11 protein-coding genes are annotated in these 14,311 nt (G+C 38.7%); 9 read left to right on the top strand and 2 right to left on the bottom strand.

Annotation, left to right across the window (positions count from 1 at the left end; translation table 11 throughout):
* Positions 1-12: 12 nt before the first annotated feature.
* Positions 13-1,623, bottom strand: a complete 1,611-nt coding sequence (locus TI10_RS02900) for an ABC transporter substrate-binding protein (protein WP_049581672.1) — start codon at positions 1,621-1,623, stop codon at positions 13-15.
* A 539-nt stretch (positions 1,624-2,162) separates the two neighbouring features.
* Between TI10_RS02900 and TI10_RS02895 the strand changes: the two genes are divergently transcribed.
* From TI10_RS02895 to TI10_RS02885, 3 genes are all read left to right on the top strand, one after another.
* The gene (locus TI10_RS02895) at positions 2,163-2,402 is read left to right on the top strand and encodes a ribbon-helix-helix domain-containing protein (RefSeq protein WP_049581671.1); all 240 of its coding nucleotides are present in this window, start codon (positions 2,163-2,165) and stop codon (positions 2,400-2,402) included.
* Positions 2,402-2,812, top strand: a complete 411-nt coding sequence (locus TI10_RS02890) for a putative toxin-antitoxin system toxin component, PIN family (protein ID WP_049581668.1) — start codon at positions 2,402-2,404, stop codon at positions 2,810-2,812. Before TI10_RS02895 ends, TI10_RS02890 begins: the two co-directional genes overlap by 1 nt.
* Positions 2,813-2,924: 112 nt before the next feature.
* Positions 2,925-3,614, top strand: a complete 690-nt coding sequence (locus TI10_RS02885; protein ID WP_074524806.1) for a hypothetical protein — start codon at positions 2,925-2,927, stop codon at positions 3,612-3,614.
* Between the two features lie 40 nt (positions 3,615-3,654).
* Here the strand turns inward: TI10_RS02885 and TI10_RS02880 are convergent, their stop codons facing one another.
* Positions 3,655-4,281, bottom strand: coding sequence for an RES family NAD+ phosphorylase (locus tag TI10_RS02880; protein WP_049581666.1), 627 nt, complete (start codon positions 4,279-4,281; stop codon positions 3,655-3,657).
* A 731-nt stretch (positions 4,282-5,012) separates the two neighbouring features.
* On the opposite strand from TI10_RS02880, the gene TI10_RS02875 reads away from it, so the two are divergent.
* The 6 genes from TI10_RS02875 to TI10_RS02850 all read left to right on the top strand — a co-directional run bounded on the left by TI10_RS02875 (position 5,013) and on the right by TI10_RS02850 (position 13,991).
* Positions 5,013-6,266, top strand: coding sequence for a beta-ketoacyl-[acyl-carrier-protein] synthase family protein (locus TI10_RS02875; protein ID WP_244161497.1), 1,254 nt, complete (start codon positions 5,013-5,015; stop codon positions 6,264-6,266).
* A 5-nt stretch (positions 6,267-6,271) separates the two neighbouring features.
* Entirely contained in the window at positions 6,272-7,048 is a 777-nt protein-coding gene (locus tag TI10_RS02870; RefSeq protein ID WP_049581663.1) for a hotdog family protein, read from the top strand.
* Positions 7,049-7,060: 12 nt separating this feature from the next.
* Positions 7,061-7,306, top strand: a complete 246-nt coding sequence (locus TI10_RS02865) for an acyl carrier protein (RefSeq protein ID WP_049581662.1) — start codon at positions 7,061-7,063, stop codon at positions 7,304-7,306.
* Positions 7,307-7,358: 52 nt separating this feature from the next.
* Positions 7,359-7,919 carry a hypothetical protein gene (locus tag TI10_RS02860; protein WP_049581660.1) on the top strand — a complete coding sequence of 187 codons (561 nt, stop codon included), beginning with the start codon at positions 7,359-7,361 and terminating at the stop codon, positions 7,917-7,919.
* Positions 7,920-7,942: 23 nt separating this feature from the next.
* Positions 7,943-8,953: a hypothetical protein gene (locus TI10_RS02855; RefSeq protein WP_049581659.1), complete on the top strand. Its 1,011-nt coding sequence runs from the start codon at positions 7,943-7,945 to the stop codon at positions 8,951-8,953.
* A gap of 163 nt (positions 8,954-9,116) precedes the next feature.
* Positions 9,117-13,991 carry an RHS repeat domain-containing protein gene (locus TI10_RS02850; protein WP_049581658.1) on the top strand — a complete coding sequence of 1,625 codons (4,875 nt, stop codon included), beginning with the start codon at positions 9,117-9,119 and terminating at the stop codon, positions 13,989-13,991.
* Positions 13,992-14,311: the final 320 nt, after the last annotated feature.

Genomic DNA, 14,311 nt, shown 5'->3' with positions numbered 1-14,311 from the left:
TAAATGCCCCTGTTAGTGCTTAATAACATAAAGATCTTTCGATGACATAAGACCGAGTGGGCTGATGTAATATCCTCCAATATAAGGTTTTATTAATCTGGCGCTAACATAGTAATAAATAGGAATTGCCGGGACATCTCTTGTAAGAATATCTTGTGCTTGCTGGAAATATTCTATGTTATTTGTTGCTTTGGCTTTACTGATCAGATCATCATAAACATCATTATGATATGATGATGCATTATTAGAACTATTGGTGACAAAATTATTTAAAAACGAAGCAGGATTATCGTAATCAGCTATCCATGCGTGTCTTACTAAATCAAAATTACCTTGATGCATGGTGTCTAACATTGTTTTCCATTCTTGATTTTGTAAAACAGCATCCACGCCCAGATTTTTCTTCCACATTGAAGTGGCTGCAATAGCAATCCTTTTATGATCCTCTGATGTATTGTAAAGAAGATGAAGTTTCAATGGGTTATTTCTGTTATAACCTGCTTCATTCAATAACTGCCGGGCTTTTTCAATTCTTTTTGCCAGCGTCCATGATGCATAATCCGGCTGTTTTAAGTTCATTCCTCCGGTGTTTGGCGGAGTATTATTATAGGCTGGTTTTTGGCCTTGCCCCAAAACTTTATCTGTTATGATACTTTTGTCTAAAGCCAGATTTAATGCCTGCCTGACTCTAATATCATTAAAAGGGGCTTTCTGGGTGTTGAATTCGTAATAGTAAACACCTAATTTAGGGGAAATATGGACCTGGCTACCCAACTTGGTTTTTAACGAGTTAAATAAAACCGATGGGATAAGTTTGGTGATATCTATTTCTCCTGCCAAATAACGGTTCACCACTGCGGTTTCTGATGTTACGTTAAGATAGGTGACTTTATTAATCACGGTGTGTTCATTGTCCCAATATTGTGGATTCCTGACGCCAATCACCTTCTCATTGACGATCCATTCAGCGAGTTTGAATGGGCCGCTACTGACAAACACATTCGGTTGAGTCCATTTTTCACCATACTTCTCAACCGCTTTTTGGCTGATGGGAACCATAACTGGATGTGCCAACATATTTAAAAAATAGGATAGCGGTTGTTCTAATGTCACTTCTACCGTTAAATCATCCAATGCTTTTACACCTAATTCATCGGTTTTTTTCTTCCCGATAAGAATATCTTTGGCATTTGCTATATACATGTTTTCAATATAACTGCCATACGGGGATGCCATTTGGGGATCAATTAAACGTCGCCAACTAAAAACCACATCATGAGCAGTAATAGGTGAGCCGTCAGACCATTTTATTCCTTCTCTTAGATGAAACACCCAGGTTTTATTATCGTTAGTTTCCCAACGAATCGCTAAATTAGGGGTTAACTTACCATCATTCCCTATACTAATTAATCCACTAAAAAAGTCGTTTATAATATCAAACTCAACATCGCTTTCAACTTTATGAACGTCAAGAGAAGCAGGTTCTGAACCATTATGACGAATAATATTCTGGTTGGTCGCCAGTTGTGTACCGGGTGGAATAATTGCGGCATGAGATAATGTCAAGCTTCCAAGCATAATTCCTGTGAATAAAGATATGTTTTTTATTGTTTTTTTCATCATGATTTCTCCAATAATAACGCATTTTTTCAGATTGATATTGCAAGTTGTAACGCCTGAAATTGGATCTAGGGTAAGTCATTCGACTAAACGTGGAGCCAAAGCTAATTATAGCTAAATATGTATTATTTCATTCCAGATGTCGGTGATTGATAATTTTATTTTTCTAATTACCCTATTTAAAGAGTGATAAAAATAACCTTAATGACTTATTTTTATAAAAATTTATACGAACATTGTTAATTTTTTGGTTAAAAAAATTTATTTAATGACTGTATTATCTGTTCCAGATATTAGTTGGTTTTTAACTTTGAAAATCGTGTTTTGTGAATGCATTCACAATTTATCAACAGTACGATTTCCACTATTGCCGGGTATTAATGAATATTTACATATACCCTATGGATTTCAAGATGCATCGCGACGGCAAGGTAAGAAGTGAGCATAAGTGTTGTAGATTAGCGGAGCGAGTGTGTAAGATTTTGCGTTTCATGTAAAATTGGCGTATAAACACATAAACACATAAGCAAGGAGAATATATTATGAATAGTGTTCGTTGGAACGTTGCTGTCTCTGCCGATACTGACCAATCTCTTCGTATATTTCTGGCGAGTCAAGGAGGTGGAAAAAAAGGGGACTTATCCCGTTTTATAGAAGAGGCAGTACGGTCACACATTTTAGAACTGACAGCAGAACAAGTTAAAGTGGCTAACACTGATGTTAGTGAAATAGAGCTAGCTTCAATAGTTGATGAGGCTCTAGATTGGGCACGTAAACGCTAATGAAGGTTGTTCTTGATACTAATATCCTATTTAGTGCTTTGATCTCACCACATGGTGCGCCAGATGCGATTTACCGTGCTTGGCGTGCGGCACGTTTCGAAGTGGTGACTTCACGGTTACAGCTTGATGAAATTCGCCGTGCAAGTCGTTATCCCAAATTCCAGACTGTCTTACAACCCGCTAAAGTGGGGGCGATGATCAACAACTTACAACGTGCTCTGGTATTGGAGAAACTATATATTAAAGAGGATACGGATGATCCTGATGATGCGCTTTTACTCGCTATGGCATGTGCTGGTGAAGCAGACTATCTTGTAACCGGAGATCGTCGGGCTGGATTATTACAGCGTGGGTGTTTTGGTCGTACTCGTATTATTACGCCTGCTAATTTTTGCCTTGAGGTTTTATAAAGGAAAGAATCTAGGAGGAGAAATAGCACACAGTATAGATGGATAAAATTTGCATTGGTTAACGATTGTGGTTATATTCTTTATGCTATCAATCGTTAACTTGAGGTGCATTATGCAAACTTTGTACAGGAAGACCAGACTTAATAATAACGTGTCGGCACCTCATGATGAGTACGACGACGCTCATGCAGCGGCTGATCGCCTTGAGAATATTATTAAGGAACTGGCTGATGGTATTCGCAGTAAGGGTAAGGCTAACATCAAGCGCCAGCTAGCGTTGCCGGATAATCAGTTTCTGATGAATATGTTGTTTTTGGCGATACCCGCACGGTCGCTTGCTGAGCTGACGCCGGAAAAGAAGAGGTTACTTAATCGTGTGCGTAGCCGAGCGCGCTTTTTTGACAACGTGCGTGAGAACGGCGGTGTGTTAAATTCTGCCGAGGTAGCAAGTTTGCTAGGGGTCAGTAAGGTAACAGTTAAAAAGAAAAAGGACACCGGTAAATTACTGGCTCTGGAATACGATGGTGAATTTATTTATCCGGCTTTTCAGTTCACCGATGATGAAAGCAAAGGCGAAAAAGGTGTGCTCAGGGGGGTGGCGGAGATCTTGCTTCATCTCAATCACTTTAGCGGTGTAATGCAGTACGGGTTTTTCGTGCAGAAACGTAATGTACTGGATCATCGTTTACCAGAAGGTCAAGAGTTCACGGTTATTGATTTGCTGAGAGATGGTGTTTCGGATGATAAACTTCATCAGATAATCCGTTTAGCCAAGTTGTTTGGTACTCAAGATGCTGCATAAATAAAGAAGGGGAACGAGTACATACCGGCTCCCCCTTTTATTATATTACGGGAATATCCAGGTCGTTCACCAGGATATCTTCGGCAATTTCTCCTTCATATTCAAATTCCCTGAGCATCTTGAGTTCCTCGGTGCGTATCACGTCTTTACCCGAAGGATCGTCATGCCAGAGTACGATGCAGGGCTCAAGCGTGACGTTGGACATATAGGCCAGTCCATCCGCGTGTGGTGACAGCTTCGCCGCGAGTTGCTGTGTGATCCGATAGTCTGTGCCAGTTAGCTGATGAGCGGTGATATGCATTTTCGGCGCAAGCCGGGTAATGTCTACAATGCGTAAATCTTTCTCTGTCACTAATGTAGCCATATGGTACTCATCCAGTTCCCGGTCTGTTATGGCTGGCAGACGTTGAAACACCTCCTTCATCGATGTTCTTGGCGAGTTGGCAAGATATAAGTTACCAACTGTGCCGTTCGTTAACCCGTACCGGGTATGTCCTCCGGCGCGGTTAAAGAATACGCCGCTGCCTCCGTGTTTACCTTCTTGTAGTCGGTAAAAAACTGTGCCGACTGAGATGATAATGATACTTTGCGTAATCTTATCGGTGGTGAGAGCGTCTAACTGCTGCTTTGTCACTGAGTCAGGGCTTGTCTCTGATTTTGTTACCACTGAACACTCCTGTATTCTTGCCTGTTTCAGCCATATATTGCCTCCGGTTTTATTACATTAACTGGACAGTGAAGACACGCAATGCTGTGTATTTATCCAGTCTTGTCAGTATATTACAGACAACGGGGCAGGGTATATGTTTTGAGGCAAAAAATGATTAGAAAATGTGCCTCATTGTATGCTGTCAGTTAGCCGTGAGAATATGCGGCAGGACAATATTAATGTATTCATTGTTGATTTACTCATTCACGAGAATAATATGAAACGTTTATTATTTTTATTTTATTTAATTACATTTCTGGATTATTAATATAATAATTGAATTCATATGCTATGAAATAAACAGTTGGCGCAATAATTAAAGCTATTATTTTTATTTTGTTTTTATACAATGATATGCTTTATTAAACAGAATAATGAGTTAATGATAAATAAATCCTCGGGATTTATCATGATATTATGGCCGAATGTGATGTGAACAATTATTTTATAATTAGATTAATAATATAATGGTATTAAAATAACAATATATTTATTCATGGGTATTTATCATCGGTTTTATTACATGGGGAATAATCTATAAATTAGTTTTACATAATTCACAAATAGCGATTCCATTAACCAGGAATATTAAAAATACTTATTTATGATTATGGTGATATATCTTCATTAGCCTACTTTTATAACTAGAAAAATTGACATTTTCAATCCATGTATAAATGGTAACCAATATGCAGAGAGCTCAACGAGTTGTTATTACAGGTATGGGTGCCGTAACACCGATTGGTGAAGATGTTGAATCATGTTGGCAAAGTATTATTGAAAAACAACATCGATTTCACAGAATTGAATTTCCTGACTCATTCATTAATTCGCGTTTCTTTTCTTTCCTTGCACCAAACCCATCCCGCTATCAGTTATTACCAAAAAAGTTGACTCATACACTTTCTGACTGCGGAAAAGCAGCATTGAAGGCGACTTATCAAGCTTTTACCCAAGCATTCGGCGTGAATATATCACCTGTTGAATATTACGATAAATACGAATGTGGCGTAATTCTTGGCAGTGGTTGGGGAGCTATTGATAATGCCGGAGATCATGCTTGCCAATATAAGCAAGCAAAATTAGCTCATCCTATGAGTAATCTTATTACCATGCCAAGCTCCATGACGGCTGCATGTTCGATTATGTATGGACTACGTGGTTATCAAAATACCGTTATGGCTGCCTGCGCAACGGGCACAATGGCGATAGGCGATGCCTTTGAAATTATTCGCTCAGGGCGGGCAAAATGTATGATTGCCGGAGCCGCTGAATCACTCACGCGGGAATGTAATATTTGGAGTATTGATGTACTGAATGCATTATCGAAAGAACAAGCGGACCCAAATCTTGCATGTTGTCCATTTAGCCTTGATCGCTCTGGATTTGTATTAGCCGAAGGAGCGGCGGTAGTTTGTCTGGAAAATTATGATTCAGCCATCGCGCGTGGTGCAACGATTTTAGCGGAAATTAAAGGTTACGCCCAATATTCAGATGCCGTTAATTTAACCCGGCCAACAGAAGATATTGAACCTAAAATATTAGCGATAACTAAAGCCATTGAGCAGGCACAGATTTCGCCGAAAGATATTGACTACATTAATGCTCATGGTACTTCTACACCGTTAAATGATCTTTATGAAACTCAGGCAATTAAAGCAGCACTGGGCCAATATGCTTATCAGGTACCTATATCAAGCACAAAATCTTATACCGGCCACCTTATTGCTGCCGCCGGTAGTTTTGAAACGATTGTATGTGTGAAAGCATTAGCTGAAAATTGCTTGCCAGCAACATTGAATTTACACCGGGCCGATCCAGATTGCGATCTCAATTATTTGCCTAATCAACATTGCTACACCGCTCAACCAGAGGTGACACTCAATATTAGCGCAGGTTTCGGCGGGCATAACGCTGCGTTGGTTATCGCTAAGGTAAGGTAACTGATATGTTGATTTTTGCAATGGAAGATATTGAACATTGGTCGAATTTCTCTGGGGATTTTAACCCCATCCATTATTCGGCGAAAAGCGAGTCTTTGCGCAATATACAGCAACACCCGGTGCAGGGAATGTTGAGTTTGCTCTATGTACGGCAACAGTTTTCTCAATTAACTTCCGCTTTTACAACGGGAATATTGAACATTGATGCCTCTTTCCGCCAGTATGTTTATACCGCATTACCCCATCAACTGAGGATTAATACTAAAAACAAAACGTTTAAATTAGAAAATCCCAGTAAAGAAAACACGTTGTTCGGCAATACCAGCGTAGAGAATACAATGGAGTCAATTGAAGATTGGATCGTTCAGGATAATTGTCAAAAACTAACGATAACAGGGGAGGAAGTTTGTGAAAAGTATGCTGTCTTTAGATACTATTTCCCAAGTGTCACTTCTATTGGATGGTTCCTGGATGCGCTTGCTTTTCATCTTATTATTAATTCGACAGGATTTCTTAATTTTGAGCACTACCATTTTAACCAATTACAGGATTATCTGAGTCAATCTTTTACTTTGCATACTGGGCAAGCGATTAAAATCAGGAAGGAGATTGTTAATAGTACAGTATTATTATCTTCACCGGATATCTGTGTTGAATTAAATCCTCCTTTATTGATTAAGAATGGCGATAAAGATTATATTCGTATTTTCTATTATCGATGTTTATATGATAAAAAACCTATTTTTGTATCAAAGACTTCAATTATCTCTAAGATGAAATAAAAGGAAAGCGAAATGCCAACACAAAGTGATATTTTCACTGAAATAAAGAATAGAATATTAATGATGAAGGATATAGAAGATGAAGAAATAACACCAGAGTCCTCTTTTGTTTCGCTTGAATTTGATAGTCTTGACTATGTGGAAATCCAAGTTTTTGTGTTGGAAGCGTATGGTATTGTGCTTAAAGCCGAACTTTTTTCAAATCATTCTATTTCAACATTAAATGAGCTCACTGACTATTTAAAATCAAAATTGTAATCTGAATTTTTACTTAATTATGTTTTTTCACCATTAACATTAAGAGGTTATAATGAACGTTTTAGAACAAGGTAAGGTTGCTGCTTTATATTCAGCCTATTCGGAAACAGAAGGTTCTTCGTGGGTGGGAAACTTGTGCTGTTTTTCAAGTGATCGGGAGCATTTGCCTATTATCGTGAATGGGCGTCGTTTCTTGATTGAATTTGTTATTCCAGATCATTTACTTGATAAAACGGTTAAACCCAGAGTATTCGATTTGGATATCAATAAACAATTTTTACTGCGTCGTGACCATCGTGAGATAAATATTTATCTTTTAGGTGAAGGAAATTTTATGGATAGGACGACGACAGATAAAAATCTATTCGAGTTAAATGAGGATGGTTCACTATTTATTAAGACGTTACGCCATGCTCTTGGTAAATATGTTGCTATTAATCCTTCAACTACGCAATTTATCTTCTTTGCACAAGGAAAGTACAGTGAATTTATCATGAATGCCTTAAAGACAGTTGAAGACGAATTATCAAAACGTTATCGAGTCAGAATTATTCCTGAATTGCAAGGGCCGTATTATGGCTTTGAACTTGATATTCTTTCTATTACAGCTTAATTCACAATATTATGGAGAGTGTTATGGAAAAGAAAATAACAACATTTACCATTGAGAAAACTGATGACAATTTTTATGCTAATGGGCGTCATCAATGTATGGTAAAAATCTCTGTACTTAAACAAGAATATAGGAATGGTGATTGGATAAAATTAGCACTTAGTGAGGCTGAAAAAAGATCGATTCAGGTGGCGGCATTAAGTGATAGCCTCATATATGACCAATTAAAAATGCCTTCAGGTTGGACAACGACAGATGCAAGAAATAAATTTGATCTTGGGTTATTAAATGGTGTTTATCATGCTGATGCTTTTATTGACGAACAGGTAACAGATCGTGCGGGAGATTGCTGCACAAATGAAAACTATCAGAACAGTGTGAAAAGTGTTCCTGAAATTATCTATCGTTATGTCAGTAGTAATAGAACAAGCACAGAATACCTAATGGCAAAAATGACATTTGAAGATACGGATGGGAAACGCACATTAACAACGAATATGTCAGTTGGTGATGAAGTTTTTGACAGCAAGGTTTTATTAAAAGCCATTGCTCCTTATGCAATTAATACAAATCAATTGCATGAAAACATCAATACATTGTTTGATAAAACAGAAGAGCCGACAAAATCCGATACTCATCATCAAATAATTAATCTTTATCGCTGGACATTGCCATATCATTTGAGGATTCTTGAAGGGAATGACAGTACTGTTAATAGAATATATGTCCTTGGTAAAGAGCCATCAAATGATAGATTCCTGACAAGAGGAAGGGTATTTAAACGAGGAACCTCATATGTGAATGCACGTGATAATGTGAGTGGAGGATGTGTTATGGACTATGCTTATACCGTAACTATTCCGGACACGCAGCTTGCTGCTGAAGTGCTTCATGTGACAGGGTGTTCGTGGACGAGTGGTTATTATGATGGATATCATGATGTCACAATCATTGATAACTACGGTTGTCAGCATAAATTTAGAATTTCTTCGGTTAATATTGGACGTGCGCTAAGCATAGCGAGAATAAGTTGATTTTCCTTAGTAAAAAACCTTTGTTTATGCTGGTAAACGCATGTGCGTTTGCCAGCAATTAATATATTCCATTATTGAAATAGGAATATAGCCATATCTGTAATTATACATAAACGAATTTTTACTCGAATATAATTTTAATTGATCAAACAGGAAATTTAAAATGAAAGCTACCGATATATATTCCAATGCTTTTAATTTCGGTTCTTATATTAATACTGGTGTCGATCCCAGAACAGGTCAATATAGTGCAAATATTAATATTATCACGTTAAGACCTAATAATGTGGGTAATTCGGAACAAACATTGAGCCTATCATTCTCGCCATTAACAACGTTAAACAATGGCTTTGGTATTGGCTGGCGCTTTTCATTAACAACATTAGATATAAAAACACTTACATTTAGCCGAGCAAATGGGGAGCAATTTAAATGTAAGCCATTGCCGCCTAATAATAATGATCTTAGTTTTAAAGATAAAAAACTAAAAGATTTGCGCGTATATAAGCTCGATAGCAATACTTTTTATGTTTATAACAAAAACGGCATTATAGAGATACTTAAACGAATTGGGTCGAGTGATATTGCAAAAACAGTTGCACTTGAATTTCCTGATGGTGAAGCATTTGATTTAATTTATAATTCAAGATTTGCATTGTCCGAAATAAAATACCGTGTGACAGGTAAAACTTATCTTAAACTCAATTACTCTGGAAATAACTGTACATCAGTGGAATACCCTGATGATAATAATATTTCTGCGAAAATAGCATTCGATTATCGTAACGATTACCTTATTACGGTGACTGTACCTTACGATGCTTCTGGTCCTATTGATTCTGCCCGATTTAAGATGACCTATCAGACATTAAAAGGCGTATTTCCAGTTATCAGCACCTTCCGTACACCAACCGGTTATGTTGAGCTGGTGAGTTATAAAGAGAATGGGCATAAAGTGACGGACACGGAATATATTCCTTATGCGGCTGCACTCACTATTCAACCCGGCAATGGACAACCTGCGGTCAGCAAATCCTATGAATATAGTTCAGTACATAACTTCTTGGGCTATTCTTCTGGCCGGACAAGCTTTGATTCCAGTCAAGATAATTTGTATTTGGTCACAGGGAAATACACTTATTCATCCATTGAACGGGTTTTAGATGGTCAAAGTGTGGTTTCAGTAATAGAACGAGTATTTAATAAATTCCATTTAATGACCAAAGAAGCAAAAACACAAGATAATAAGAGAATTACAACAGAAATTACTTACAATGAGGATCTATCAAAAAGTTTCTCAGAGCAACCAGAAAATTTACAACAACCTTCTCGCGTGTTAACCCGTTATACGGATATACAAACAAATACTTCACGAGAAGAGACTGTCAATATTAAAAGTGATGATTGGGGAAATACTCTACTTATTACTGAGACCAGTGGGATACAGAAAGAATACGTTTATTATCCGGTCAATGGCGAAGGTAATAGTTGCCCTGCCGATCCCTTGGGTTTTTCTCGGTTCTTAAAATCAGTTACGCAAAAAGGATCGCCTGATGCTGCTCAAAGTGTCGCAAATAAAGTGATTCATTATACATATCAAAAATTTCCTACTTTTACCGGCGCTTATGTTAAGGAATATGTCAGTAAAGTCTCAGAGACGATAGACAATAAAATAGCGAGAACCTTTAGCTATGTTAACTCACCGACGAGTAAATCTCATGGTTCGTTAGCAAAAATAACGTCAGTGATGAATAACCAGCAAACGGTCACCACATTTAAATATGAATATTCAGAAAGTGAGATGACCACAAATGCTACGGTGACCGGTTTTGATGGCGCACATATGGAATCGAAAAATGTGACGTCTATTTATACCCATCGGCAACTTCGTAAAGTTGATGTAAACCACGTGATTACCGATCAGTCTTATGATCTTTTGGGTCGCATTACAGGGCAAATTATTGATCCCGGCACGGCAAGAGAAATTAAACGTAATTACGTTTATCAATATCCCGGCGGTGACGAAAATGATTTTTGGCCGGTGATGATAGAAGTTGATTCTCAAGGCGTCAGACGTAAAACCCATTACGATGGAATGGGACGTATTTGTTCGATTGAAGAACAAGATGATGATGGCGCCTGGGGCACATCGGGGATTTATCAAGGCACATATCGAAAAGTTCTTGCCAGACAATATGATGTTTTGGGGCAGTTGAGCAAGGAAATTTCAAATGATTGGTTATGGAATTTATCTGCCAATCCTTTGGTTCGTCTTGCTACCCCGTTGGTTACAACGAAAACCTATAAATATGATGGTTGGGGAAATCTTTACAGCACGGAATACAGTGATGGTCGGATAGAGCTGGAAATCCATGATCCTATTACGAGGACAATTACTCAAGGGGTCAAAGGATTAGGGATGTTAAATATTCAGCAAAATAATTTTGAGCAACCGGCTTCGATCAAAGCTGTGTATCCTGATGGTACGATATATAGCACCCGTACTTATCGTTATGATGGATTTGGTCGTACAGTGACGGAAACAGATGCAGAAGGTCATGCTACCCAAATTGGATATGATGTGTTTGATCGTATAGTGAAAAAAACGTTGCCAGACGGAACAATATTAGAATCCGCTTATGCAAGCTTTAGCCATGAAGAATTAATTTCGGCACTGAACGTGAATGGCACACAGTTGGGGGCATTAGTTTATGATGGTCTTGGGCGGGTAATAAGTGATACGGTGGGTGGTCGCAAAACGGAATATTTATATGGGCCTCAAGGTGACAAACCGATTCAGTCAATTACTCCTTCGCATAATAAGCAAAATATGGATTACCTCTACTATCTTGGTAGTGTGATGTCCAAATTTACCACGGGGACAGACCAACAAAACTTTCGTTATCATTCGAAAACGGGAACATTATTATCTGCGTCAGAAGGCGTATCTCAGACTAATTACAGTTATTTCCCATCGGGTGTATTACAGCGAGAATCATTTTTACGGGATAATAAACCGATTTCATCGGGCGAGTACCTTTATACGATGTCCGGTTTGATTCAACGTCATAAAGATAGTTTTGGTCATAATCATGTTTATAGTTACGATGCTCAGGGAAGATTGGTCAAAACAGAACAGGATGCACAATACGCTACATTTGAATATGACAATGTTGGGCGATTGATAACAACGACGACCAAAGACACGACGTCATTATCCCAATTAGTGACAAAAATCGAATATGATGCTTTTGATCGAGAAATAAAACGCTCGCTAATTAGTGACTTCTCAATACAAGTTATTACCTTAAGCTATACGAAGAATAATCAAATCAGTCAACGTATCACCTCCATCGATGGGGTGGTTATGAAAAATGAACGTTATCAATATGATAATAATCAACGCTTAAGCCAATACCAATGTGAGGGAGAACAATCTCCGATTGATCATACGGGTCGTGTATTAAATCAGCAGATTTACCATTATGACCAATGGGGAAATATTAAGCGGCTCGATAATACATATCGAGATGGTAAGGAAACGGTGGATTATCATTTCAGTCAAGCCGATCCAACTCAACTTATTCGTATTACCAGCGACAAACAGCAGATAGAGTTAAGTTATGATGCTAATGGCAACCTAACACGTGACGAAAAAGGGCAAACGCTCATTTACGATCAGAATAATCGCTTGGTACAGGTCAAAGACCGGTTGGGCAATCTGGTGTGCAGCTACCAGTATGATGCATTGAACAAATTAACCGCACAGGTTTTGGCGAATGGTACCGTTAATCGACAGCATTATGCTTCCGGTAAAGTGACGAATATTCAATTGGGTGATGAAGCGATTACTTGGTTGAGCAGTGATAAGCAACGAATTGGACATCAAAGCGCCAAGAATGGTCAATCAGTCTACTATCAATATGGTATTGACCATAACAGTACGGTTATCGCCAGTCAGAACGAAAACGAGTTGATGGCTTTATCCTATACACCTTATGGCTTTAGGAGTTTAATTTCCTCATTACCGGGTTTGAATGGCGCACAGGTTGATCCAGTAACAGGCTGGTACTTCTTAGGTAACGGATATCGTGTTTTCAACCCGGTTCTCATGAGGTTTCACAGCCCCGATAGTTGGAGTCCTTTTGGTCGGGGAGGGATTAACCCTTATACCTATTGCCAAGGCGATCCCATAAACCGGATTGATCTGAACGGTCATCTTAGTGCCGGCGGGATATTAGGCATTGTGCTAGGGGCAATTGGCATCATTGTCGGGATTGTATCACTGGGAGCCGGAGCGGCGATTAGCGCGGGTCTCATTGCTGCGGGGGGCGCTTTGGGGGCGATTGCTTCTACCAGCGCGCTTGCAGTTACTGCGACTGTCATTGGATTGGCTGCCGATTCGATAGGGATTGCGTCAGCAGCATTATCGGAAAAAGATCCGAAAACATCTGGGATATTAAATTGGATTAGTGCGGGATTGGGGGTTTTAAGCTTTGGTATCAGCGCAATAACCTTTACCTCTTCGCTGGTAAAATCGGCACGGAGTGGTTCTCAGGCAGTCAGCGCGGGTGTTATCGGGTCAGTGCCTCTTGAATTTGGTGAAGTTGCTAGCCGTTCCAGCAGACGATGGGATATTGCGTTATCTTCGATATCGTTGGGCGCAAATGCGGCGTCTCTCTCTACGGGGATAGCGGCGGCGGCGGTTGCAGACAGTAATGCGAATGCAGCTAATATTCTGGGATGGGTATCCTTTGGTTTTGGTGCAGTATCGACAACCTCAGGAATAATTGAGCTTACGCGTACAGCTTATGCAGTGAATCATCAGACTTGGGAACTGAGTTCATCAGCAGGTACTTCGGAGGGAAGTGAAGCCTATACGTTGTCTCGTTTCACACCGCTGGAATCAGAAGCAGTGAATGTTAACCCTCCTCGGGCAGTTGAGGTTAATCAAACGTTTCGAAATAGTACCGGGAACCTATTTAGCCAATCGTCCATTGAAACCCGTAATGTGTTGCGACGTCGTTTGACAATATAAAGATTCTGCGAACCGATTGGTTAAGTCTCACGAAAAATAACTATTAGGCGACATTTGCGTCGCCTTTTTTAAGGAACTTTATCAGGTTACATTTATAAGAAGCTATTTTGTTTTCGACGGATGTTGGTTTCTCTGAGATAAAAAATAGAGGGAAATGATGTCAAGGGTGATAATGGTTAATTGTAAAATATGTGATATTATTCGCATTTATATGTCAATGTAATTCCTCTTATTATTTAATTTTATTGCATTTGCTACGCGAAATCGCCTTATAATTTTATTTTTAATAAATTATTATTTCATCATTAAACTAAAATAAA

Origin of the sequence: Photorhabdus luminescens subsp. luminescens (genome assembly GCF_001083805.1) — a bacterium.
Lineage (GTDB): Bacteria > Pseudomonadota > Gammaproteobacteria > Enterobacterales > Enterobacteriaceae > Photorhabdus > Photorhabdus luminescens.
The sequence above is the reverse complement of the archived record's forward strand: the minus strand, read 5'-3'. Positions and strand labels throughout refer to the sequence as shown.

Excerpts from the sequence above, each read along its gene's own strand:
- TI10_RS02900 (WP_049581672.1), bottom strand. The coding sequence starts at position 1,623 with ATGATGAAAAAAACAATAAAAAACATATCTTTATTCACAGGAATTATG.
- TI10_RS02895 (WP_049581671.1), top strand. The coding sequence starts at position 2,163 with ATGAATAGTGTTCGTTGGAACGTTGCTGTCTCTGCCGATACTGACCAA.
- TI10_RS02890 (WP_049581668.1), top strand. The coding sequence starts at position 2,402 with ATGAAGGTTGTTCTTGATACTAATATCCTATTTAGTGCTTTGATCTCA.
- TI10_RS02885 (WP_074524806.1), top strand. The coding sequence starts at position 2,925 with ATGCAAACTTTGTACAGGAAGACCAGACTTAATAATAACGTGTCGGCA.
- TI10_RS02875 (WP_244161497.1), top strand. The coding sequence starts at position 5,013 with ATGCAGAGAGCTCAACGAGTTGTTATTACAGGTATGGGTGCCGTAACA.
- TI10_RS02870 (WP_049581663.1), top strand. The coding sequence starts at position 6,272 with ATGTTGATTTTTGCAATGGAAGATATTGAACATTGGTCGAATTTCTCT.
- TI10_RS02865 (WP_049581662.1), top strand. The coding sequence starts at position 7,061 with ATGCCAACACAAAGTGATATTTTCACTGAAATAAAGAATAGAATATTA.
- TI10_RS02860 (WP_049581660.1), top strand. The coding sequence starts at position 7,359 with ATGAACGTTTTAGAACAAGGTAAGGTTGCTGCTTTATATTCAGCCTAT.
- TI10_RS02855 (WP_049581659.1), top strand. The coding sequence starts at position 7,943 with ATGGAAAAGAAAATAACAACATTTACCATTGAGAAAACTGATGACAAT.
- TI10_RS02850 (WP_049581658.1), top strand. The coding sequence starts at position 9,117 with ATGAAAGCTACCGATATATATTCCAATGCTTTTAATTTCGGTTCTTAT.